The organism is Citrobacter sp. Cpo148, assembly GCF_030332375.1.
Lineage (GTDB): Bacteria > Pseudomonadota > Gammaproteobacteria > Enterobacterales > Enterobacteriaceae > Citrobacter > Citrobacter portucalensis.
This window is the reverse complement of the sequence record NZ_JAOWHY010000028.1, coordinates 95,604-117,784: the sequence shown is the minus strand read 5'-3', so window position 1 is coordinate 117,784 and position 22,181 is coordinate 95,604. Positions and strand designations below refer to the sequence as shown.

The 22,181-nt window shown below is 53.0% G+C and carries 19 protein-coding genes; 13 read left to right on the top strand and 6 right to left on the bottom strand.

Annotated features, from left to right (window positions below):
* Positions 1 to 436: 436 nt before the first annotated feature.
* Both OGY10_RS01240 and OGY10_RS01235 read left to right on the top strand, forming a co-directional pair.
* The gene (locus OGY10_RS01240) at positions 437 to 1,564 is read left to right on the top strand and encodes a slipin family protein (RefSeq protein WP_286576061.1); all 1,128 of its coding nucleotides are present in this window, start codon (positions 437 to 439) and stop codon (positions 1,562 to 1,564) included.
* 5 nt (positions 1,565 to 1,569) lie between these two features.
* Positions 1,570 to 2,355 (top strand): nucleotidyltransferase domain-containing protein, encoded by a 786-nt coding sequence (locus OGY10_RS01235; RefSeq protein WP_191226534.1) that lies wholly within the window; start codon positions 1,570 to 1,572, stop codon positions 2,353 to 2,355.
* 42 nt (positions 2,356 to 2,397) lie between these two features.
* On the opposite strand, the gene lysC is transcribed toward OGY10_RS01235, so the two are convergent.
* Positions 2,398 to 3,747 (bottom strand): lysine-sensitive aspartokinase 3, encoded by a 1,350-nt coding sequence (lysC, locus tag OGY10_RS01230; RefSeq protein WP_003826556.1) that lies wholly within the window; start codon positions 3,745 to 3,747, stop codon positions 2,398 to 2,400.
* Between the two features lie 314 nt (positions 3,748 to 4,061).
* Here lysC and pgi point away from each other — a divergent pair, with 314 nt between their 5' ends.
* The 5 genes from pgi to OGY10_RS01205 all read left to right on the top strand — a co-directional run bounded on the left by pgi (position 4,062) and on the right by OGY10_RS01205 (position 9,932).
* Complete coding sequence (gene pgi / locus OGY10_RS01225) at positions 4,062 to 5,711, top strand: glucose-6-phosphate isomerase (RefSeq protein WP_128612468.1); 1,650 nt, start codon at positions 4,062 to 4,064, stop codon at positions 5,709 to 5,711.
* 391 nt (positions 5,712 to 6,102) lie between these two features.
* Positions 6,103 to 6,345, top strand: a complete 243-nt coding sequence (gene yjbE, locus OGY10_RS01220; protein ID WP_003826562.1) for an exopolysaccharide production protein YjbE — start codon at positions 6,103 to 6,105, stop codon at positions 6,343 to 6,345.
* Between the two features lie 118 nt (positions 6,346 to 6,463).
* Positions 6,464 to 7,102: a YjbF family lipoprotein gene (locus OGY10_RS01215; protein WP_128612467.1), complete on the top strand. Its 639-nt coding sequence runs from the start codon at positions 6,464 to 6,466 to the stop codon at positions 7,100 to 7,102.
* Complete coding sequence (locus tag OGY10_RS01210; RefSeq protein WP_137377439.1) at positions 7,099 to 7,836, top strand: capsule biosynthesis GfcC family protein; 738 nt, start codon at positions 7,099 to 7,101, stop codon at positions 7,834 to 7,836. The genes OGY10_RS01215 and OGY10_RS01210 overlap by 4 nt, the downstream gene beginning before the upstream one ends.
* On the top strand, positions 7,836 to 9,932 hold the full coding sequence (locus OGY10_RS01205) for a YjbH domain-containing protein (RefSeq protein WP_057068682.1): 2,097 nt from the start codon (positions 7,836 to 7,838) through the stop codon (positions 9,930 to 9,932). Before OGY10_RS01210 ends, OGY10_RS01205 begins: the two co-directional genes overlap by 1 nt.
* 97 nt (positions 9,933 to 10,029) lie before the next feature.
* On the opposite strand, the gene OGY10_RS01200 is transcribed toward OGY10_RS01205, so the two are convergent.
* Complete coding sequence (locus OGY10_RS01200) at positions 10,030 to 10,482, bottom strand: acyltransferase (RefSeq protein WP_008786912.1); 453 nt, start codon at positions 10,480 to 10,482, stop codon at positions 10,030 to 10,032.
* A gap of 138 nt (positions 10,483 to 10,620) precedes the next feature.
* On the opposite strand from OGY10_RS01200, the gene psiE reads away from it, so the two are divergent.
* Positions 10,621 to 11,031: a phosphate-starvation-inducible protein PsiE gene (psiE, locus tag OGY10_RS01195; RefSeq protein ID WP_003031674.1), complete on the top strand. Its 411-nt coding sequence runs from the start codon at positions 10,621 to 10,623 to the stop codon at positions 11,029 to 11,031.
* A 45-nt stretch (positions 11,032 to 11,076) separates the two neighbouring features.
* On the opposite strand, the gene xylE is transcribed toward psiE, so the two are convergent.
* The 4 genes from xylE to malE all read right to left on the bottom strand — a co-directional run bounded on the left by xylE (position 11,077) and on the right by malE (position 16,647).
* Positions 11,077 to 12,552 (bottom strand): D-xylose transporter XylE, encoded by a 1,476-nt coding sequence (gene xylE, locus OGY10_RS01190; RefSeq protein ID WP_071445334.1) that lies wholly within the window; start codon positions 12,550 to 12,552, stop codon positions 11,077 to 11,079.
* Between the two features lie 324 nt (positions 12,553 to 12,876).
* Entirely contained in the window at positions 12,877 to 13,767 is an 891-nt protein-coding gene (malG, locus tag OGY10_RS01185; RefSeq protein ID WP_003826575.1) for a maltose ABC transporter permease MalG, read from the bottom strand.
* A gap of 14 nt (positions 13,768 to 13,781) precedes the next feature.
* On the bottom strand, positions 13,782 to 15,326 hold the full coding sequence (malF, locus tag OGY10_RS01180; protein WP_003826577.1) for a maltose ABC transporter permease MalF: 1,545 nt from the start codon (positions 15,324 to 15,326) through the stop codon (positions 13,782 to 13,784).
* Positions 15,327 to 15,456: 130 nt separating this feature from the next.
* The gene (malE, locus tag OGY10_RS01175) at positions 15,457 to 16,647 is read right to left on the bottom strand and encodes a maltose/maltodextrin ABC transporter substrate-binding protein MalE (protein WP_003031680.1); all 1,191 of its coding nucleotides are present in this window, start codon (positions 16,645 to 16,647) and stop codon (positions 15,457 to 15,459) included.
* Positions 16,648 to 17,007: 360 nt separating this feature from the next.
* Here malE and malK point away from each other — a divergent pair, with 360 nt between their 5' ends.
* The 5 genes from malK (at position 17,008) to ubiA (ending at position 22,160) form a co-directional block, all read left to right on the top strand.
* Positions 17,008 to 18,117 (top strand): maltose/maltodextrin ABC transporter ATP-binding protein MalK, encoded by a 1,110-nt coding sequence (malK, locus tag OGY10_RS01170; protein WP_008786916.1) that lies wholly within the window; start codon positions 17,008 to 17,010, stop codon positions 18,115 to 18,117.
* Positions 18,118 to 18,194: 77 nt separating this feature from the next.
* Positions 18,195 to 19,535 carry a maltoporin gene (locus OGY10_RS01165; protein ID WP_133085647.1) on the top strand — a complete coding sequence of 447 codons (1,341 nt, stop codon included), beginning with the start codon at positions 18,195 to 18,197 and terminating at the stop codon, positions 19,533 to 19,535.
* A gap of 113 nt (positions 19,536 to 19,648) precedes the next feature.
* On the top strand, positions 19,649 to 20,596 hold the full coding sequence (gene malM, locus OGY10_RS01160; RefSeq protein ID WP_111466246.1) for a maltose operon protein MalM: 948 nt from the start codon (positions 19,649 to 19,651) through the stop codon (positions 20,594 to 20,596).
* A gap of 180 nt (positions 20,597 to 20,776) precedes the next feature.
* Positions 20,777 to 21,274, top strand: a complete 498-nt coding sequence (ubiC, locus tag OGY10_RS01155; RefSeq protein ID WP_286574120.1) for a chorismate lyase — start codon at positions 20,777 to 20,779, stop codon at positions 21,272 to 21,274.
* Between the two features lie 13 nt (positions 21,275 to 21,287).
* Positions 21,288 to 22,160 carry a 4-hydroxybenzoate octaprenyltransferase gene (ubiA, locus tag OGY10_RS01150; RefSeq protein ID WP_003826589.1) on the top strand — a complete coding sequence of 291 codons (873 nt, stop codon included), beginning with the start codon at positions 21,288 to 21,290 and terminating at the stop codon, positions 22,158 to 22,160.
* The last annotated feature ends 21 nt before the right edge of the window (positions 22,161 to 22,181 follow it).

Below are 22,181 nucleotides of genomic sequence, written 5' to 3'. Positions count from 1 at the left end.
GATAAATTAAGAGATTAAAAGATAAAAAAATTAACCGAGTGAGACAACTGCCATTATTGGCGTAAACAATTAAATTTATATAAATCAATTTATTAAAAATAAATTCTGACGATTTTCATTTCTGGCACGCTTCTGGCAATAACTCTTACGTCAATCACGCTGAAAACGCAGGGGGTTAAACCCCGCCGGCACGTCAGGAACGGCACAGGCTGTTTTCCGGGAGTGTTCCGTCAGCCGCTGACACACAGTGGGTTCGATTCCCAATTTCATCCTCCGAATGAAAACTGGTTGTTAATCATAGAAATAAAACGGAGCGATGCGCAGTTAGCACGCTCCAGAACAGGCTGCCGGTAAAGATGCCGTGCGACAGGCAAAAGGGAATTCCCCTGCCGCTTCGCCCCTGCACCCGCACCTGACTCACAATAAGGAATAAAAAATGAAGAAAAAAATCACTATTCGTAAAGGCCAGCTTGGCCTGTTATCCCGACAGGGTGATTACTATCAGGTACTGGATGCAGGTGAACACCGTTTGCCATGGTTTAACACACCGGATGTTCTGGTGATCAATACCGATGGCAGCGAAATTCCGGAAGCGCTTGCGGAGTATTTACGTCGCTTCCAGCCTGCATGGGTGGAGCAGTACTGTGTGGTGGCCGATTTAACCGATACCGAAGCGGGTGCGCTGTATGTGAACGGCGTCTTGCAGGAAATTTTGCCACCGGGAACGCGCCGTCTGTATTGGCGCGCAGAGGAAGCACTGAAGCTGGTGCGTATGGATACGCGTCAGGTTTCGGTACCGGTTGAGGTGATGAATGCAGTGTTACAGCCACGACGTAACGGTACGGTGAAAGGCCGTGAAGCTATCTTAACGGTACAGGTTCCTGCGTGGCATGTTGGTGTGCTGAAAATTGATGGCGAAACCCAGACGCTGTTGCCGCCGGGGTTGACCGCATACTGGAAGGTAAACCATCTGATTGAAGCCGAAGTTGTTGATACTCGTTTACAGGTACTGGAGGTCGGTGGACAAGAGATCCTGACCAAGGATAAGGTCAACCTGCGTTTAAATCTGGCCGCAAACTGGCGTTATGGCGATGTGTTGCTGGCTTTTGGCCAACTAACCAAACCGCTGGATCACCTTTACCGCGAATTGCAGTTTGCCCTGCGGGAAGCGGTGGGAACGCGCACGCTGGACGAGCTGCTGGAAGATAAGCAGGTGATCGATGAGGTGGTGAGCGCACAGGTGAAAGCCCGAATGACACCGTTTGGTATCGAGGTCGCTTCGCTCGGCGTGAAAGATATTGTCCTGCCGGATGATATGAAGGCCATCCTGTCCCAACTGGTTGAAGCTGAGAAATCCGCCCAGGCCAACGTGATCCGCCGTCGTGAAGAGACTGCCGCGACGCGATCGCTGTTGAATACCGCGAAAGTGATGGAAAACAACCCGGTGGCGCTGCGCTTAAAAGAGCTGGAAACCCTTGAAAGAGTCGCTGAACGTATCGATAAAATCTCGGTGTTCGGGGGCCTGGACCAGGTGCTGCACGGCCTTGTGAACATAAAAGGATAAGAATAATGAGCTACAACACAGTGGACGGCGCGATGCGCGAAAGGGTATTGCGCCAACTAAAAGAGGTAGAGCAGCGCTATGGCGTCAGGGTGCTGTATGCCTGTGAATCCGGCAGCCGTGGCTGGGGATTTGCCTCGCCGGACAGCGACTACGACGTGCGATTTCTCTATGTTCATCCGCCCGAGTGGTATCTGCGGATCGAAGCGCCACGAGATGTTATCGAGTTGCCGATAGATGATGAGCTGGACGTCTGCGGCTGGGAATGGCGCAAGGCGCTAGGATTACTGAAAGGCGCAAACCCTACGCTTATTGAGTGGCTGGATTCGCCAGTGGTCTATCAACAGGATGAAGTGACCGTGTCGGCGCTGAAAGCGTTGGTGCCCAAATGGTTTTCCCCGCTACGTGCCCGCTGGCACTACTACTCGATGGCGCGGAAAAACTTCCGTGGCTATCTGCAAGGTGACGACGTGCGATTGAAAAAGTACTTTTACGTCATTCGCCCGCTGCTGGCGGTGCGTTGGGTGGAGGAGGGGAAAGGCGTGCCACCGATGCGTTTTGCCGATCTGCTGGCGGGAAGTGAACTGGATGCGCCATTGCGTCAGGAAATTGATGAGCTGCTGGAGCGCAAGCAGTGTGCGGGTGAAGCGGAATACGGCCCGCGTCGTCCACTGTTGCATGCGTTTATCCGCGCCGAGCTGGAAAGAGGAGAGATTCCGCCGACGTTACCGGATAGTCGGGAAGGCGATGTCAGGGAGTTGGACAGATTGTTATATGAAACGGTGATGCGGTGAAAATGCCCGATGGGACAAGAGCCATCGGGCGTTGGCATCTACTCACTCAAACAAATTATGGTGCAGCTTCTGTACCACCTGTTCGGCTTCAGTACCGGGCACCAGGAAGCACAGGTTATGGCTGGACGCGCCGTAGCAAATCATGCGGATGTTGAATGGCTCCAGTACGCCGAACACCTCTTTACCCACTCCACAGGCTTTGGACAGGTCGTTGCCAATCAGTGCCACCAGCGCCAGGCCTTCTTCTACTTCAACCCGACACAGGGCAGACAGTTCCATCAGCAGAGACTGTGTTAACAGTGTATCGCCGGTGGAGGTCGAACCGGTGGTATCCAGCGTCAGCGCCACGCTGACTTCGGATGTGGTAATTAAATCGACCGAAATGTTATGGCGTGCGAGGATGCCGAACACTTCCGCCAAAAAGCCGCGAGAGTGCAGCATATTCAGGCTATGCAGCGTCAGCAGCGTTTGCTTACGACGCAGTGCCAGCGCCCGGAACAGCGGTGGATTAGCGGTTTTATTGCATACCAGCGTACCGCCTGCTTTTGGATCCTTACTGGAACCAACAAACACCGGGATATCGCTACGCACGGCTGGCAACAACGTTGCCGGGTGCAGCACTTTCGCGCCAAAGGTCGCCATTTCTGCGGCCTCTTCAAAGGCGATTTCATCAATACGCTGCGCCGCCGGAACAACGCGCGGATCGGTCGTGTAAATGCCAGGAACATCGGTCCAGATATCGACGCGCGTGGCGTGCAGTGCTTCGGCCAGCAGGGCAGCCGTATAATCGCTCCCGCCGCGCCCCAACGTGGTGGTGCGGCCTTTACCTTCACTGCCGATAAAGCCCTGAGTAATCACCAGACCTTCGCTCAGACGCGGGGCCAACTGGAGCGTTGCCAGTTCGGCCAGCGCCGCGACGTCAGGTTCTGCGCGGCCAAAACGATCGTTGGTGCGCATCACTTTACGTACGTCAAACCACTGCGCCTGCACGTTGCGCTCACGCAGGATCTCGACGAACAGCAGGGTAGACATCAGTTCGCCGTGGCTGACCAGTTCGTCGGTCAGCGCAGTTGAGGTCGCCAGTGACGCCGCTTCAGCCAGCGTGGTGATGTTTTCCAGCAGACGTTCAATCTCTTCACGGATCACGTTTGGATAACGCAGGCGTTCCAGAATATTGAACTGAATTTGACGAATGGCATCGAGTTTTTCGAAGCGCGCGGTTGGCTCCAGCCCTTCAGCCAGTGCGACCAGCAGGTTGGTGATTCCCGCAGAAGCGGAAAGTACCACTACACGGACGTTAGCATCAGAAAGTACTACATCAGCGCTGCGATTCATGGCATCAAAATCCGCCACGCTGGTACCGCCAAATTTGGAGACAACTACATCAGTCATAACTACCTCGTGTCAGGGAATGAATAGAGCGACCATGGCACATAAGGCAGAACAGAAACCGGTGCAGGCGCAAATGCAAATACCGTATTTATAAATAAAATGTGTAGCTTGCACTGTCAACGCTGGGATTATGCGGATTTTTCATGCTGCAACTGCGTTGAGTAACGGTACTAATAACAACGCTGATAACCGCTATACTTTTTAGTCACGTTTGGCGGATGCCCTGGCAATGGCATTAAAACAATCACACTTTTCTGTGACTGGCGTTACAATCGATCTCAGTCACAATTCTCAAAATCAGAAGAGTATTGCTAATGAAAAACATCAATCCAACGCAGACCTCAGCCTGGCAGGCACTACAAAAACACTTTGAAGAAATGAAAGACGTTACTATCGCGGATCTTTTCGCGAAAGATAGCGATCGTTTCACTAAGTTTTCCGCGACGTTTGACGATTTGATGCTGGTGGATTTCTCCAAAAACCGCATCACTGAAGAGACGCTGGCTAAACTGCAGGATCTGGCGAAAGAAACCGATTTGGCGGGTGCCATCAAGTCCATGTTCTCCGGTGAGAAAATCAACCGCACTGAAGACCGTGCCGTGCTGCACGTGGCGCTACGCAACCGTAGCAATACGCCTATCATCGTTGACGGCAAAGATGTCATGCCGGAAGTGAATGCTGTGCTGGAGAAGATGAAATCCTTCTCTGAAGCGATCATCTCCGGAAGCTGGAAAGGCTATACCGGTAAAGCCATCACTGATGTAGTAAACATCGGTATCGGCGGTTCTGACCTCGGTCCGTTCATGGTGACCGAAGCGCTGCGTCCGTACAAAAATCACCTGAACATGCACTTTGTGTCTAACGTCGATGGTACGCACATTGCTGAAGTGCTGAAGAAAGTGAACCCGGAAACCACGCTGTTCCTGGTCGCTTCCAAAACCTTCACCACCCAGGAAACCATGACCAATGCCCACAGCGCGCGCGACTGGTTCCTGGCGACCGCAGGCGACAACAAGCACGTTGCCAAACACTTCGCAGCGCTCTCCACTAACGGTAAAGCGGTTGGTGAGTTTGGCATTGATACTGCCAATATGTTCGAGTTCTGGGACTGGGTTGGCGGTCGTTACTCCCTGTGGTCTGCAATCGGTCTGTCCATCATCCTGTCCGTAGGCTTCGACAACTTTGTTGAGCTGCTCTCCGGCGCGCATGCGATGGACAAACACTTCTCCACCACTCCGGCTGAGAAAAACCTGCCGGTGCTGCTGGCGCTGATCGGTATCTGGTACAACAACTTCTTCGGTGCCGAAACCGAAGCAATTCTGCCGTATGACCAGTATATGCACCGTTTCGCGGCCTACTTCCAACAGGGCAACATGGAATCCAACGGTAAATACGTTGACCGTAACGGCAATGTGGTGGATTACCAGACTGGCCCAATCATCTGGGGTGAGCCGGGTACTAACGGCCAGCATGCGTTCTACCAGCTGATCCACCAGGGCACCAAAATGGTTCCATGCGATTTCATCGCGCCGGCCATCACCCACAACCCGCTGTCGGATCACCATCCGAAACTGCTGTCTAACTTCTTCGCGCAAACCGAAGCACTGGCATTCGGTAAATCTCGTGAAGTGGTTGAGCAGGAATACCGCGACCAGGGTAAAGATCCGGCAACGTTGGACCACGTTGTGCCGTTCAAAGTGTTCGAAGGTAACCGCCCAACGAACTCCATCCTGCTGCGCGAAATCACGCCGTTCAGCCTGGGTGCGCTGATTGCACTGTACGAACACAAAATCTTCACTCAGGGCGCTATCCTGAACATCTTCACCTTTGACCAGTGGGGCGTTGAGCTGGGCAAACAGCTGGCGAACCGCATTCTGCCAGAGCTGAAAGATGGTTCCGAAGTGAGCAGCCACGACAGTTCTACCAACGGTTTGATTAACCGTTATAAGTCCTGGCGTGCCTGATAGCACACACTTGTAGGCCGGATAAAGCGTTTAGCCGCATCCGGCATTAATGAAATAAAAAGCCGATATTAATATCGGCTTTTTTATAAGAATGCTCCAGGATATCTACGTTCTAACTTCATACCTTAATTGAGCTTAATCCTAAAATAATTTTATTAATGTTATTCAATTTCTGATGTTTTCGGATTTACCGGATATTGCATTTTAATTTTTATATTTTAATTTATTGATTTATTTGTCTTTGTTGTATTTTTTAATCATTTTTCCTTTCGTTATCTAATTATCCTAAATTCCCGCGTGGCGTAATTTGCACACTTTGACTTGTGTATACTCGATCTCGCCCGAAATTCTTTTGGGTAAATCTCCATTCATACAATGAAGGGAATTTGTGATGAAAAAAGTTCTGTATGGCCTGTGGGCTATATCTGCGCTTGCGGCGACTTCTGTCTATGCCGCCCCCGTTCAGGTGGGTGAGGCGGCAGGGTCGGCTGCCGCGTCGGTTTCGGCAGGAAGTTCCTCCGCAACCAGCGTGAGCACCGTAAGTTCTGCAGTGGGGGTCGCCCTGGCGGCGACCGGTGGCGGCGATGGTTCTAATACCGGAACCACAACCACCACAACCACCAGTACCCAGTAATAAAGGTACGTTTAATTCTAACCACACTTCGGTGTGGTTATTTTGAATTGCCAAAAGTATGTGGGATTTGTAGGCCGGATAAGCGTTGCGCCACCCGGCAATAATGCGGAGAAACGTCGTGAAGCGACCAGCGCTCATAATGGTTTGCCTGTTACTGCAGGCGTGCTCAGCCACCACCGAAGGGTTGGGGCATTCGCTGTGGGATAGCGTGTTTGGTACTCCCGGCGTACAGATGACGGACGATGAAATCCAAAATATGCCCTACGCCAGCCAGTATATGCAGCTAAACGGCGGTCCCCAACTGTTTGTGGTACTCGCGTTTGCGGAAAACGGACAGCAGAAATGGGTGACTCAGGATCGGGCTATTCTCGTCACGCAGCATGGGCGCATTGTGAAAACGCATCTCGGCGGGGACAACCTAATTGAGGTGAATAATCTGGCGGCAGACCCACTCATCAAACCCAATCAGATAGTCGATGGCGCAACGTGGACCCGCACAATGGGCTGGACTGAACATCAGCAGGTACGCTATGCCACCGCGCGATCGGTTTTCAAATGGGATGGCGCAGACACCATCAAGATCGGCAGCGATGACACGCCGGTACGGATCCTCGATGAAGAGATAACGACCGATCAAACGCGCTGGCATAACCGCTACTGGATAGACAGTGAAGGGCAGATTCGCCAGTCGGAACAGTATCTAGGCGCGCATTACTTCCCGGTGAAAACCACGCTGATTAAGGCGGCAAAATCATGATCAAACGAGCCGTTATGGCGCTGCTGATGGGCCTGAGCGCAGCGTCTGTTTTTGCTGCGGGCAGCGTTAAGGTCTTTACCTCCGCCAGCGAAGAGCCAAAAACGCTGACCGGGGCCGAACATCTGCTCGACCTGGTTGGACAGCCGCGGTTGAGCAATAGCTGGTGGCCAGGCGCGGTTATCAGCGAAGAGCGGGCAACGACGGAGGCGGAACGTCAGCAGCAGGCATTACTGGCTCGCCTGGCGACGCTGGGCGCAGAAGAAAGCGGTGACGATGCTGCCACTATCAACACATTACGCCAGCAGATTCAGGCGCTGAAGGTGACTGGCAGGCAGATGATTAATCTTGACCCGGATGTTGTGCGCGTCAGCGAGCGAGGCAACCCGCCGTTGCAGGGCAATTACACGCTGTGGGTCGGAGCGCAGCCAACGCATATCACGCTGTTTGGCCTGCTAAGCCATCCGGGTAAACAACCGTTTATGCCCGGGCGCGATGTTGCCAGTTATCTCGATGGGCAAAGTCGGCTCAGCGGCGCGGATCGTAGCTTCGCCTGGGTTATCTATCCTGACGGGCGCACGCAAAAAGTACCGGTCGCTTACTGGAACAAACGTCACGTTGAGCCGATGCCCGGCAGCATCATTTATGTCGGACTCTCTGATGCTGTCTGGAGCAGCACCCCGGATGAAATTAATGCCGACATTCTTCGCACCCTGACCCAGCGGATACCCGAATAATGAGAAAAACTTACCTGCTCAGCTTACTGGCGCTGGGCGTAAGCGTTGCCTGCCACGGTGAAACCTGGCCCGCGCCCATTGGACCTTCGCAGTCCGATTTTGGCGGCGTGGGGCTGCTGCAAACCCCAACCGCACGCATGGCACGTGAGGGCGAAATGAGCCTCAATTACCGCGATAACGATCAGTACCGCTACTACTCTGCGTCGGTGCAGCTCTTCCCGTGGTTGGAAACCACGCTGCGCTACACCGATGTGCGTACCAAAAAATACAGTAGCGTGGAGTCGTTTTCTGGCGATCAGACTTACAAGGATAAAGCTTTTGATCTCAAACTACGGCTGTGGGAAGAGAGCTACTGGATGCCGCAGGTGGCGGTTGGCGCGCGAGATATTGGCGGAACTGGCCTGTTCGATGCGGAGTATATTGTGGCGAATAAAGCCTGGGGGCCGTTTGATTTCTCGCTTGGCCTGGGCTGGGGATATCTCGGGACCAGCGGTAACGTCAGCAATCCGTTTTGCTCATACAGCGATAAATTCTGCTATCGCGATAACAGCTACAAGCAGGCCGGTTCTATTGACGGCAGCCAGATGTTCCACGGCCCGGCATCGCTGTTTGGCGGCGTCGAGTATCAGACGCCCTGGCAGCCGTTGCGTCTGAAACTGGAGTATGAGGGAAACAATTACCAGCAGGATTTTGCGGGCAAGCTGGATCAGAAGAGCAAGTTTAACGTCGGCGCTATTTATCGCGTCACCGATTGGGCCGACGTTAACCTCAGCTATGAGCGCGGGAACACCTTTATGTTTGGGGTCACGCTGCGGACTAACTTCAACGATCTGCGGCCAAACTATAACGACAACGCCCGCCCGAAATATCAGCCACAGCCGCAGGATGCCATCCTGCAACACTCGGTGGTGGCGAATCAGCTAACGCTGCTGAAATATAACGCCGGACTGGCCGATCCTAAAATTCAGGTGCAGGGCGATACGCTGTATGTGACCGGTGAACAGGTGAAATACCGTGATTCGCGCGAAGGGATCGAACGTGCCAACCGGATCGTGATGAACGATCTTCCCGACGGGATCCGCACGATCCGTATTACGGAAAATCGTCTTAACTTGCCGCAGGTGACGACCGAAACGGAGGTTTCCAGCCTCAAGCGTCATCTGGAAGGCGAACCGTTGGGCCACGAAACCCAGCTGGCGCAAAAACGCGTTGAGCCCGTGGTGCCGAAAACGACCGAGCAGGGCTGGTATATCGATAAGTCACGCTTCGATTTCCACATCGATCCGGTGCTTAACCAGTCGGTGGGCGGCCCGGAAAACTTCTATATGTATCAGTTGGGCGTGATGGGAACGGCGGATTGGTGGGTTACCGATCACCTGCTGACCACTGGGAGTTTGTTCGCCAACCTCGCCAATAACTATGACAAATTTAACTACACCAACCCGCCGCAGGATTCGCATTTGCCACGAGTGCGTACCCATGTGCGCGAGTATGTGCAAAACGATGTCTACGTGAATAACCTGCAGGCCAACTACTTCCAGTCACTCGGAAACGGGTTCTACGGACAGGTTTACGGTGGCTATCTGGAAACCATGTACGGCGGAGCGGGGGCAGAAGTGCTGTATCGTCCACTGGACAGCAACTGGGCGTTTGGTGTTGATGCCAACTACGTGAAACAGCGTGACTGGCGTAGCGCGCAGGACATGATGAAATTCACCGACTACAGCGTGAAGACCGGGCATTTGACGGCGTACTGGAATCCGTCATTCGCTCAGGATGTACTGGTGAAAGCCAGCGTGGGTCAGTATCTGGCGGGAGATAAGGGCGGAACGCTGGAAGTGGCGAAGCGCTTTGACAGTGGCGTTGTGGTAGGCGGCTATGCGACCATCACCGACGCCTCGCCGGATGAGTACGGAGAGGGTGATTTTACCAAAGGGGTGTACGTATCCGTGCCGCTGGATCTGTTCTCGTCAGGCCCGACCCGCAGCCGTGCGGCGATTGGCTGGACGCCGTTAACGCGTGATGGCGGCCAGCAGCTTGGACGTAAGTTTGGTTTGTACGACATGACCAGCGACAGAAGTGAAAACTTCCGTTAATCGAGCCGTTTGCCAGCCGGATGGCGCTACGCTTATCCGGCCTACAAACTGCCTGTACTGCAGGCCGGATAAGGCATTTGCGCCGTCAGCAGGCAAGTTACAGGCGACGCAATAATTTTGCCGGGTTTCCTGCATACACGCCTTTCTCGGTGATCGATTTGGTCACCACGCTCCCCGCACCGATGACCGCGCCATCGCAGATGGTGACCGCCAGAATGGTCGCTCCACTGCCGATTGAGACATCGTTGCCAATCGAAATTCTTCCCCAACTGTTGCGGTCGGCGTTGGGTTTTCCTTCGCGAAACATATCGTTGGCGAACATCACGCCATGACCGATAAAACAGCGGGCGCCCAGGGTGACATATTCGCAGATGAAAGTGTGCGACTGAATTTTGCTGTCTGCGCCAATTTGCGTATTACCCTGGATTTCAACAAATGGCCCGACAAAAACGTTGTCACCCAATGTGCAATTGTAGAGATTTGCGGGTTCATAAATCACCACGTTCTCACCGCAGGTAACGTTGCGGACAGCGGATTGTCTTAGCTGCATACTTCATCCTGTGAAATGTGTCGTGACATTCATCATTCCCCGCTGACCTTTCTTGCACAAAACATAAACAAAAAATGTAGATCTCTGTCACATTTTTGCGTTATACAGGAACCTCGCCACTGAGTAAGAGGTGCTGTTATGACGTCGCTATCTCGTCCGCGCGTGGAGTTTATCTCCACCATCTTACAGACCGTGTTGAATCTGGGACTGCTGAGTCTGGGCCTGATCCTGGTTGTATTCCTCGGGAAAGAAACGCTGCATCTGGCGGATGTGCTGTTCGCGCCGGAACAAACCAGCAAGTATGAGCTGGTGGAAGGGCTGGTGGTTTACTTCCTCTATTTTGAATTTATCGCGCTGATTGTGAAGTACTTTCAGTCGGGGTTTCACTTTCCGTTGCGCTATTTTGTCTATATCGGGATCACCGCGATTGTGCGGTTGATCATTGTCGATCATAAAGCACCGATGGATGTGCTGATCTATTCCGCGGCGATCCTGCTGCTGGTGATCACCTTGTGGTTGTGTAATTCAAAACGGCTGAAGCGAGAGTAAAAAACAACACGCCGCAATCGGGCTGCGGCGTGTTGCAGGTCAGGATTACTGCGCAGAGGCAGGCTGGGTTTTCTCTGCGGCGGGTTCCCACAGTTCTTCAAGTTCTTCCAGCGTTTTGCCTTTGGTTTCCGGTACAAACTTCCACATAAACAGCGCCGCCAGAATACCCATACAACCGTAAATCCAGTAGGAGAAACCGTTGTGGAAATGGGAAACCAGCCACGAATTTTTGTCCATCATCGGGAAGGTCCAGGAGACGAAATAGTTCGCCAGCCATTGTGCGGCCACCGCAATGGCGAGCGCTTTGCCGCGAATCGCATTGGGGAAGATTTCTGCCAGCAGCACCCAGCAAACCGGTCCCCAGGACATGGCGAATGCGGCGACGTAAAACAGCATCGACAGCAGAGCAACCAGCCCGGAAGCCTGGGTATAAAACGCGGTACCGAGGCTGAACATACCAATGGCCATGCCCAGAGCGCCAATAATCTGCAGCGGTTTGCGACCAAATTTATCCACCGTCATGATCGCCAGCACGGTAAAGCTCAGGTTGATCACGCCAACAATGATGGTCTGTAACAGTGCCACATCGGTGCTGGCTCCCAGCGTTTTAAACACCTCTGGGGCGTAGTAGAGTACGACGTTAATACCGACGAATTGCTGGAAGATAGACAGCATTACGCCGATGACGATAACGCCTGCGCCAAACATCAGCAGGCGACCACCGGTTTTACGACCATGTTCCAGAGACTGATTGATCTCCTGCATGGCCTGGGTAGCGAGGGTGCTGCCCATAATTTTGCGCAGAATACCTTCCGCCTGCTCGTGTCTGCCACGCGCCATCAGCCAGCGCGGGCTTTCTGGTACGGTGTACAGCAGCAGTAAAAACAGCAGGGCGGGAATACTTTCGGACGCAAACATATAGCGCCAGCCATCGGTATTCAACCAGTTAGCGTCGCCAGAACGGGCGATAAAATAGTTAACGCAATACACCAACAGTTGACCAAAAATAATGGCGAATTGGTTAAATGACACCAGTTTTCCACGAATATGTGCGGGTGCCAGTTCAGCAATATACATTGGTGAGAGCATTGAGGCTAAACCTACACCAATACCACCAATGATACGATAAATAACAAATTCGGGAACGTATCCGGCCAAATAAACAGGTACGGAATTATCAGGATTAATCGTCGTAAAGCCTAATTCCGGCCAGGCAGAACCAATACCGGAAATAAAGAACAGCAGAGCCGCGATTTTCAGCGAGTCCCGGCGGCCAAACCGGTTACTGCAATAGCCGCCCAGTGCACCGCCGATGATGCAGCCTATCAACGCACTGGCGACGCAAAAGCCCAACAGCGAGTTGGCGGCGGATTCACTTAAATGTTGTGGCGCGACAAACACAGTATTCAGGGATTCTACCGTTCCGGATATGACCGCAGTGTCGTAGCCGAATAATAGCCCTCCTAACGTTGCCACTAATGTAATCGAAAAAATATAACTGGAATTATATTGAGAGTTCATTCAGACCTGCCTTAGAGGATACAGCTCTTTTGATCAGTGCCGTGATGTTGAATTTAACAGGCAGGGAAGACAATTATCATTTTTTACATTGCAATTACGTTTTGTCTTTTCTGTGATCTTAATTCTGTTTGATTTATCTATATTCAGACAGGAAATAGAATTGCAGTGATGGAGAGCACGAAAGGAAATAATCGTAACAGTGATGCAAAATAACGTAAAAAAAGGGCGCTCCGTAGAGCGCCGAATAACAGTCACAGGTTGGGATAACATAAGTTGAGGGTTGCAGTGGCATTGCCCGTTGCCGGGCAGGTACTTCGGTAAAACTTAACCTTTCACACCACCCGCGGTCAGACCGTTGACTAGCCAGCGCTGCGCCAGCAAGAACACCAGAGTGATCGGAATGGCTGAAAGTACAGCCGCGGCGGCAAAGTCGCCCCACAAATAGTTCTGTGGGTTGAGGTACTGCTGCATACCTACCGCAAGGGTATAGCTGTTCACATCACGCAGCAGCAGTGACGCGACCGGTACTTCGGTAATAGCGGCAATGAAAGACAGAATAAACACGACCGCCAGAATCGGAACGGAAAGCGGCAACAGCACCAGGCGGAATGCCTGCCACGGCGTAGCGCCATCCAGCGCGGCCGCTTCTTCCAGTGAGCCGTCGATAGTTTCGAAATAGCCCTTAATCGTCCACACGTGCAGCGCGATACCGCCAAGATAGGCGAAGATCACGCCGCCGTGCGTGTTCAGGCCGATAAACGGAATGTACTGGCCCAGGCGATCAAACAAAGCATACAACGCGACCAGAGACAGCACCGCCGGGAACATCTGGAAAATCAGCATCCCTTTCAGCAGGGTTGCTTTGCCCGGGAAACGCATACGAGCAAAGGCGTAAGCACAGGTAGTGGAAAGCGTCACGATACCGATCGCGGTAATGCTGGCCACTTTCACCGAGTTCCACAGCCATAACAGTACCGGGAACGGCGGTGGCGTCACGCGGCCATCCGCGTGTTCAACGCTAAAGCCCAGCGCCAGTTTCCAGTGTTCCCAGGAGATGTTTTCCGGGATCAGGCTGCCGGTGGCAAAGTTACCTTCGCGCAGCGAGATAGCGATAACCATCAGCAGCGGGAACATGATCGCCGCGATAAAAATCAGCAGCCCTAAGTGCGTTGCGAATAAACGTAACTTTTGTGATTTCGGTTGGACCATAGCCATTGTCGTTATCTCCCTTAATCAAACTTCATACGTGTGGCTTTCAGGTTCACAATCGCCAGCGCACCAACCAGCAGGAAGATCAGCGTGGCAATCGCCGCCGCCAGACCGAAGTCCTGACCACCGCCGCCTTCAAAGGCGATACGGTAGGTGTAGCTCACGAGCAGGTCGGTATAACCGGCTGGTGTGGTGGTACCAAGACGGTCCGGACCACCGTTGGTCAACAGCTGAATCAGCACGAAGTTGTTAAAGTTAAAGGCGAAGCTGGCGATCATCAGCGGCGTCAGCGGCTTAATCAACAGCGGTAGCGTTATCTTAAAGAAGTTCTGGAACGGACCTGCGCCATCCATCGCCGAGGCTTCATACAGGTCGTCAGGAATCGCTTTCAGCAGACCCATGCACAGGATCATCATGTATGGATAACCGAGCCAGGTGTTGACGATAATAATCATCGAACGCGCGGTGGTTGGGTCGCTGAACCAGGCCGGTTTGATGCCAAACAGCGCGCTCAGCATCATGTTGATTTCACCAAAGCTCTGGTTGAATAAGCCCTTGAAAATCAGAATCGAGATAAACGACGGTACGGCATACGGAAGAATCAGCAGGACGCGGTAAATCGCTTTGCCTTTGAGAGACTCCCACTGTACGAGACAGGCCAGCACCATGCCCACGGCAACGGTCAAAATAACGGTCAGTACCGAGAAGACCACCGTCCAGACGAAGATGGCGAAGAACGGTTTCTGGATGCCCTCGTCGGTAAATACGCGGGTGAAGTTATCCCAGCCGATGGCAACGGTGTAGCCCGGGCTGAGTTTTTCGCTACCCCAGCTACCGTCAGCGTTAATCGCCTGATAATAACCAATATCGTTGTTGGCGCGGTATTTTACGCCGCTCTGGCTGTTGGTGAGCGTACCGTCTTCAGCTAGCGTATAGAGTGGCTGCGTGCCGGAAAACTGGCGCAGCGAACTCATGGTAACTTTGCTTTCATCCGGCAGGATGGCGGTCAATTGGGTAAGCGCCTGGCGATTCTGCGTGATGATACGCAGCGTTGCACGTTCGCCTGCCGGCAGCGCCTCGGCTTCTTTCAGTTGCAGTTTCTGCTCGCCGCCAAATTTAAAGGCGTCAGAAAGGTAATTCTTGCCGGTTTCACCGTCGGTGAGGGCCAGTTGCCACTCATCACCCGCCGGATACAGGCCAAAGTTGTAGGTTTTCCCAGCCTGGTACGAACGATCCATCAGGACTTCCTGAGCACGTTCAAATGTCAGCTGATTGGTACTGCTGTAGTTGGTAAAAGCAATGGCGATTGTACAAATCAGTGGAAACAGGACAAACAGCCCCATACCGGCAACGCCCGGGTAAACATAGCGCCAGGCATAGGCTTTACGGTTAGCGAAAATATACAGGCCAGCAGAGCTTAAAATCAGCGTCATGATGGCAAACAGGTACTCCCCCTGAGCGTACATCAAAACAACAAGGTAACCGACCAGCAGCCCAAGCAGACCCATCACTGACCATTTCAGCGTGTCGCTTTGCCACCAGTGTTTCTTTTTAATGACATCCATGGGGTTCAATCCTCAACAACAATGAAAACCTGTTGGTCAGCGTGCCTGATGGCGCTGCGCTTATCAGGCCTACAGGGTATGTAGGCCGGATAAGGCATTTATGCCGCCATCCGGCACGTTCACAACTGCATTACTTGGTGATACGACCCTGCGCGTCTTTCAGTGCGGCATCGACGGTCTGACGGCCGCTGGCTGCGTTGATCACTGCGGTACGAACGGCATACCAGAATGCGGACATCTGTGGGATGTTCGGCATGATTTCGCCTTTCTGGGCGTTATCCATGGTGGCGGCGATACGTGGGTCTTTCGCTAACTGATCCTGGAAGGATTTCAGCGCAACGGCGCCCAGCGGTTTGTCCTTGTTCACTTCATCCAGACCCTGATCGGTCAGCAGGTAGTTTTCGAGGAACTCTTTCGCCAGTTCTTTGTTCGGGCTGGCGGCGTTGATACCGGCGCTCAGAACGCCAACAAACGGTTTAGACGCTTTGCCTTTGAAGGTTGGCAGCAGCGTGACGCCGTAGTTGATTTTGCTCTTATCGATGTTGGACCACGCCCACGGACCGTTGATGGTCATCGCGGTATCGCCTTTGTTAAAGGCCGCTTCGGCGATGGAGTAATCGGTATCCGCGTTCATGTGTTTGTTCTTGATCAGATCAACCAGGAAGGTCAGACCCGCTTTCGCGCCAGCGTTATCCACGCCAACATCTTTCACATCGTACTTACCGTTCTCAAACTTGAACGCGTAACCGCCGTCGGCGGCAATCAGCGGCCAGGTGAAGTACGGTTCTTGCAGGTTAAACATCAGCGCGGATTTACCTTTTGCCTTCAGCTCTTTATCCAGTGCAGGAATTTCTTCCCAGGTTTTCGGTGGATTTGGAACGAGGTCTTTGTTGTAAATCAGCGACAGCGCTTCAACCGCGATCGGGTAGGCAATCAGTTTGCCGTTATAGCGTACGGCATCCCAGGTGAACGGATAGAGCTTGTCCTGGAACGCTTTGTCAGGCGTGATTTCAGCCAGCAGGCCAGACTGAGCGTAGCCGCCAAAACGGTCATGTGCCCAGAAGATGATGTCCGGACCGTCGCCAGTCGCGGCAACCTGCGGGAATTTCTCTTCCAGTTTGTCAGGGTGCTCAATAGTGACTTTGATCCCGGTGTCTTTCTCGAATTTTTTGCCCACTTCAGCGAGGCCGTTATAGCCTTTGTCGCCGTTAATCCAGATAACCAGCTTACCTTCTTCAATCTTGGCGAGAGCCGAGGCGGAAAACATCATCGTCGTTAATGCAGACAATGCGAGGATGCGTGCGCCAGTTTTGATTTTCATAGTTCCCATCCTGTTTGGTGATTTTGCAGAGGTGGCTTAACGGTTACTAGTTTCTTTATACGACAACCTCTTTCCATCCTCCTTACCCCTACGCCCCACCCGCTCTTTATGTGATCTGTGTTACATAAATGTGAGTATTGCGTACTGGCGCACATAAAAACCCACCGATTTTTGCAGGCTGCATCACGAAATTCCTCTGAGGCTGGTGGCCCGGGTCTCAGACGCTGCTCTCTCATCCTCCCGCCTCCTCCCCCATAAAAAAGCCGGGGGGTGGAGGATTCACGCAGTCAAGGGATCGCGCATAGTCAGCCCATCATGAATGTTGCTGTCGATGACAGGTTGTAACGAAGGGAGAAGGGCATGGCGAGCGTACAGCTACGAAATGTAACGAAAGCCTGGGGTGACGTGGTGGTATCGAAAGATATCAATCTCGACATTCACGAAGGGGAATTCGTGGTGTTTGTCGGACCGTCAGGCTGCGGTAAGTCGACCTTGCTGCGTATGATCGCTGGACTTGAAACCATCACCAGTGGCGACCTGTTTATCGGAGAGACCCGAATGAACGACATTCCGCCCGCCGAACGCGGTGTGGGCATGGTCTTTCAGTCCTACGCGTTGTATCCCCATTTGTCCGTCGCGGAGAACATGTCGTTCGGCCTCAAACTGGCCGGAGCGAAAAAAGAGGTGATGAACCAGCGGGTGAATCAGGTTGCGGAAGTTCTGCAACTGGCGCACCTGCTGGAGCGTAAACCGAAAGCGCTTTCCGGTGGACAACGTCAGCGTGTGGCGATTGGCCGTACGCTGGTCGCCGAACCGCGCGTATTCCTGCTGGACGAACCACTGTCGAACCTCGACGCCGCTCTGCGCGTGCAGATGCGTATTGAAATCTCCCGCCTGCATAAACGTCTTGGCCGCACGATGATTTACGTCACCCATGATCAGGTCGAAGCGATGACGCTGGCCGACAAAATTGTGGTGCTGGATGCCGGTCGCGTAGCGCAGGTTGGTAAGCCTCTGGAACTGTATCACTACCCGGCTGACCGCTTTGTGGCGGGCTTCATTGGTTCACCGAAGATGAACTTCCTGCCGGTGAAAGTCACGGCAACGGCGATTGATCAGGTGCAGGTTGAATTACCAAACCGCCAGCAAGTCTGGCTCCCGGTAGACAGCCATGCGGTACAGGTTGGCGCCAACATGTCTTTAGGTATCCGCCCGGAACATCTGCTGCCCAGCGATATCGCCGATGTCACCCTTGAAGGTGAAGTGCAGGTGGTCGAGCAGCTTGGTCACGAAACACAAATTCATATCCAGATCCCCGCCATCCGTCAAAACCTGGTTTACCGCCAGAACGACGTGGTGTTGGTAGAAGAGGGTGCCACTTTCGCTATCGGCCTGCCGCCAGAGCGTTGCCATCTGTTCCGTGAGGATGGCACTGCATGTCGTCGGTTGCACCAGGAGCCGGGCGTTTAAGGTGTCCCATTAAAAAAAACGCAAATCCGTCAAGGTGAAGCGTTCAAAGAAAAGCAATGATCTCAGGAGATAGAACGATGATTACTCTGCGCAAACTCCCTCTGGCGGTTGCTGTAGCAGCAGGCATTATGTCTGTTCAGGCAATGGCTGTGGATTTCCATGGTTATGCTCGTTCCGGCATTGGCTGGACAGGTAGCGGCGGTGAACAACAATGTTTCCAGGCAACAGGTGCACAAAGTAAATACCGTCTTGGTAACGAATGTGAAACCTATGCGGAAATTAAATTAGGCCAGGAAGTGTGGAAAGAGGGCGATAAGAGCTTCTACTTCGACACTAACGTTGCCTACTCCGTTGCACAGCAAAATGACTGGGAAGGGACTGACCCGGCCTTCCGTGAAGCCAACGTGCAGGGTAAAAACCTGATTGAATGGCTGCCAGGCTCCACTATCTGGGCCGGTAAACGTTTCTATCAGCGTCATGACGTCCACATGATCGACTTCTACTACTGGGATATTTCAGGTCCTGGTGCGGGTCTGGAAAACATCGATGTAGGCTTCGGTAAACTGTCTCTGGCTGCAACCCGTTCTTCTGAAGCGGGCGGTTCTTCCTCCTTCGCCAGCAACAGCATTTATGATTACACCACCCGTACCGCGAACGACGTGTTTGACGTTCGTTTAGCGCAGATGGAAATTAACCCAGGCGGTACGCTGGAACTGGGCGTTGACTACGGTCGTGCAAACCCGCGCGATGATTATCGCCTGGTTGACGGCGCATCTAAAGATGGCTGGATGTTCACCGCTGAACACACCCAAAGCATGCTGAAAGGCTACAACAAGTTTGTGGTTCAGTACGCTACCGACTCCATGACCTCTCAGGGTAAAGGTTTGTCTCAGGGCTCTGGCGTGGGCATTGATAGCAACTCCAACTTTGCTTACGACATTAACAACAACGGCAGCCTGCTGCGTATCCTCGACCACGGCGCAATCTCTCTGGGCGATCGTTGGGACCTGATGTACGTCGGTATGTACCAGGATATCGACTGGGATAACAACAACGGCACTAAGTGGTGGACCGTGGGCGTTCGTCCAATGTTCAAATGGACGCCAATCATGAGCACCTTGTTGGAAGTGGGCTACGACAACGTCAAATCCCAGGAAACTGGCGATACCAACAACCAGTATAAAATTACTCTGGCACAACAGTGGCAGGCTGGCGACAGCATCTGGTCTCGTCCGGCTATCCGCGTCTTCGCAACCTATGCTAAGTGGGATGAGAAGTGGGGCTACGACTACAACGGTAACCCATCTAATAACGCGAACTTCGGTAAAGCAGTTAAAGACGGCTTTAACGGCGGCTCCTTTGGCCGTGGCGACAGCGATGAATGGACCTTCGGTGCCCAGATGGAAATCTGGTGGTAATCCAGCACTAACCTGACGTAAAGACCGAAAGAGAGGCGCAAGCCCCTCTTGATTACGGTTTAGCGCGCTATTGCCTGGCCACCGCTGAACCCATGCTATCTGAGGTGATAACAATGAAAATGAAGAAAAGTCTCGTTGCCCTTTGTTTATCTGCAGGGTTATTTGCCAGCGCGCCTGGCATCAGCCTGGCCGATGTAAATATTGTTCCGCAGAACACCACCGCGGCCCCAACAATCCCCACTGCTGCGCTGCAACAGTTAACCTGGACGCCGGTTGATCAATCTAAAACTCAGTCCACACAGCTTGCCAATGCAGGTCAGCGTTTAGATGTTGCTGGTATTACTGGCCCTGTAGCGGCCTATAGCGTACCGGCGAATATTGGCGAACTGACCCTGACGCTGTCCAGTGAAGTCAACAAACAAACCAGCGTATTTGCGCCAAACGTCTTAATTCTCGATCAGAATATGACGCCATCTGCGTTCTTCCCCAGCAGCTATTTCACCTACCAGGAGCCCGGCGTGATGAGTGCCGATCGTCTGGAAGGCGTAATGCGTCTGACGCCAGCGCTGGGCCAGCAAAAACTGTATGTTCTGGTCTTTACCACAGATAAAGATCTCCAGCAGACCACGACCCTGCTTGACCCGGCAAAAGCCTACGCCAAGGGTGTAGGTAACGCTGTTCCGGATATTCCGGACCCGATTGCCCGCCACACCACCGACGGTCTGCTGCATCTGAAAGTTAAAACCAGCTCCTCCTCCAGCGTGCTGGTCGGGCCGCTGTTTGGTTCTTCCGGTCCTGGCCCTGTTACGGTTGGTAATACCGCAGCGCCTGCAGTGGCCGTTGCTGCTCCGGCGGCAGCCGTTGCTGCTCCGGCACCACAACCCGTGAAGAAAAGCGAGCCAATGCTGAACGACACGGAAAGCTATTTTAATCAGGCGATTAAGGATGCAGTTGCAAAAGGCGATGTTGATAAAGCGCTGAAGCTGCTTGATGAAGCGGAACGTCTGGGATCCAAATCTGCCCGATCCACCTTTATCAGCAGTGTAAAAGGCAAGGGGTAAACATCTCCCCACATTGTTGATTTTGCAACAACTGGTGCGTCTCCTGGCGCACCTTTTTTTATCCTTCGGTGCTAATTGTTACACTTATGTTGCCCTGCCGATCACTTAATCGTGTTTGCTCACCCCGTAATGCCTTTTCTGCGATACAATGCCTTCAGGTTATAAATCGGAGAGTAAGGCATGCCACACCCTGCGTTAACGCAACTGCGTGCGCTGCGTTATTTTGATGCGATCCCGGCGCTGGACGCCCAACTGCTCGACTGGTTGTTATTGGAAGATTCCATGACCAAACGTTTTGAGCAGCAGGGGAAAAAGGTCACCGTAACGTTGATTCGCGAAGAATTCGTTGGGCAAAATGAGGTGGCTGAAGAACTTACGCTGCTGCCTAAAGAGTCTCGTTATTGGTTACGTGAAATCCTGTTATGCGCGGATGGTGACCCCTGGCTTGCCGGACGGACTGTGGTGCCTGAATCAACCTTGTGCGGCCCTGAACTGGCCTTACAGAACCTGGGGAAAACCCCGCTCGGACGCTACCTGTTTACGTCATCGACATTGACCCGAGATTTTATTGAGATTGGCCGCGATGCAGCGCTGTGGGGGCGTCGTTCCCGCCTGCGGCTGAGCGGTAAGCCACTGATGCTTACCGAGCTTTTTCTGCCTGCGTCGCCGTTGTACTGAGAGGAAGATAAAGATGGAGTGGAGTCTGACGCAGAATAAGCTGCTGGCGTTTCACCGCTTGATGCGTACGGATAAGCCAATCGGCGCCTTACTGCTGCTCTGGCCTACGCTGTGGGCACTGTGGGTGGCGACCCCAGGCATGCCGCAACTGTGGATCCTGGCGGTTTTTGTCGCTGGCGTTTGGTTAATGCGCGCCGCCGGATGCGTGGTGAATGATTATGCCGACAGGAAATTTGACGGGCACGTCAAACGCACCGCGAATCGACCGCTGCCGAGCGGGGCTGTCACCGAGAAAGAAGCCCGAACGCTGTTCGTCGTATTGGTGCTGCTGGCCTTCCTGCTGGTTTTGACCCTCAACACGATGACCATTTTGTTGTCCGTTGCGGCATTAGCATTAGCGTGGGTTTACCCGTTTATGAAGCGCTATACGCATCTGCCGCAGGTGGTGCTGGGGGCGGCGTTTGGCTGGTCGATCCCGATGGCGTTCGCCGCCGTGAGTGAATCCGTACCGCTGAGCTGCTGGCTGATGTTCCTTGCGAATATTCTCTGGGCGGTGGCTTATGATACGCAGTACGCCATGGTTGACCGGGATGATGACCTGAAGATCGGCATTAAATCGACCGCGATCCTGTTCGGTCAGAACGACAAGCTGATTATTGGTATTTTGCAGGTAGGCGTGCTGGTGCTGATGGCGCTGGTGGGCTGGTTAAACGGGTTGGGACTGGGCTATTACTGGTCTCTGCTGGTGGCGGGCGCGCTGTTTGTCTATCAGCAGAAACTGATCGTCAACCGTGAACGTGATGCTTGCTTTAAAGCGTTTATGAACAATAACTACGTCGGTCTGGTGCTGTTCTTAGGTCTGGCAATGAGCTACTGGCATTTTTGATTTTGGCTTAGCCTGCAAAAT

Bases quoted from the DNA above. Each gene is read 5' to 3' on its own strand.
- OGY10_RS01240 (WP_286576061.1), top strand. From the start codon at position 437: ATGAAGAAAAAAATCACTATTCGTAAAGGCCAGCTTGGCCTGTTATCC.
- OGY10_RS01235 (WP_191226534.1), top strand. From the start codon at position 1,570: ATGAGCTACAACACAGTGGACGGCGCGATGCGCGAAAGGGTATTGCGC.
- lysC (WP_003826556.1), bottom strand. From the start codon at position 3,747: ATGACTGATGTAGTTGTCTCCAAATTTGGCGGTACCAGCGTGGCGGAT.
- pgi (WP_128612468.1), top strand. From the start codon at position 4,062: ATGAAAAACATCAATCCAACGCAGACCTCAGCCTGGCAGGCACTACAA.
- yjbE (WP_003826562.1), top strand. From the start codon at position 6,103: ATGAAAAAAGTTCTGTATGGCCTGTGGGCTATATCTGCGCTTGCGGCG.
- OGY10_RS01210 (WP_137377439.1), top strand. From the start codon at position 7,099: ATGATCAAACGAGCCGTTATGGCGCTGCTGATGGGCCTGAGCGCAGCG.
- OGY10_RS01205 (WP_057068682.1), top strand. From the start codon at position 7,836: ATGAGAAAAACTTACCTGCTCAGCTTACTGGCGCTGGGCGTAAGCGTT.
- OGY10_RS01200 (WP_008786912.1), bottom strand. From the start codon at position 10,482: ATGCAGCTAAGACAATCCGCTGTCCGCAACGTTACCTGCGGTGAGAAC.
- psiE (WP_003031674.1), top strand. From the start codon at position 10,621: ATGACGTCGCTATCTCGTCCGCGCGTGGAGTTTATCTCCACCATCTTA.
- xylE (WP_071445334.1), bottom strand. From the start codon at position 12,552: ATGAACTCTCAATATAATTCCAGTTATATTTTTTCGATTACATTAGTG.
- malG (WP_003826575.1), bottom strand. From the start codon at position 13,767: ATGGCTATGGTCCAACCGAAATCACAAAAGTTACGTTTATTCGCAACG.
- malF (WP_003826577.1), bottom strand. From the start codon at position 15,326: ATGGATGTCATTAAAAAGAAACACTGGTGGCAAAGCGACACGCTGAAA.
- malE (WP_003031680.1), bottom strand. From the start codon at position 16,647: ATGAAAATCAAAACTGGCGCACGCATCCTCGCATTGTCTGCATTAACG.
- malK (WP_008786916.1), top strand. From the start codon at position 17,008: ATGGCGAGCGTACAGCTACGAAATGTAACGAAAGCCTGGGGTGACGTG.
- OGY10_RS01165 (WP_133085647.1), top strand. From the start codon at position 18,195: ATGATTACTCTGCGCAAACTCCCTCTGGCGGTTGCTGTAGCAGCAGGC.
- malM (WP_111466246.1), top strand. From the start codon at position 19,649: ATGAAAATGAAGAAAAGTCTCGTTGCCCTTTGTTTATCTGCAGGGTTA.
- ubiC (WP_286574120.1), top strand. From the start codon at position 20,777: ATGCCACACCCTGCGTTAACGCAACTGCGTGCGCTGCGTTATTTTGAT.
- ubiA (WP_003826589.1), top strand. From the start codon at position 21,288: ATGGAGTGGAGTCTGACGCAGAATAAGCTGCTGGCGTTTCACCGCTTG.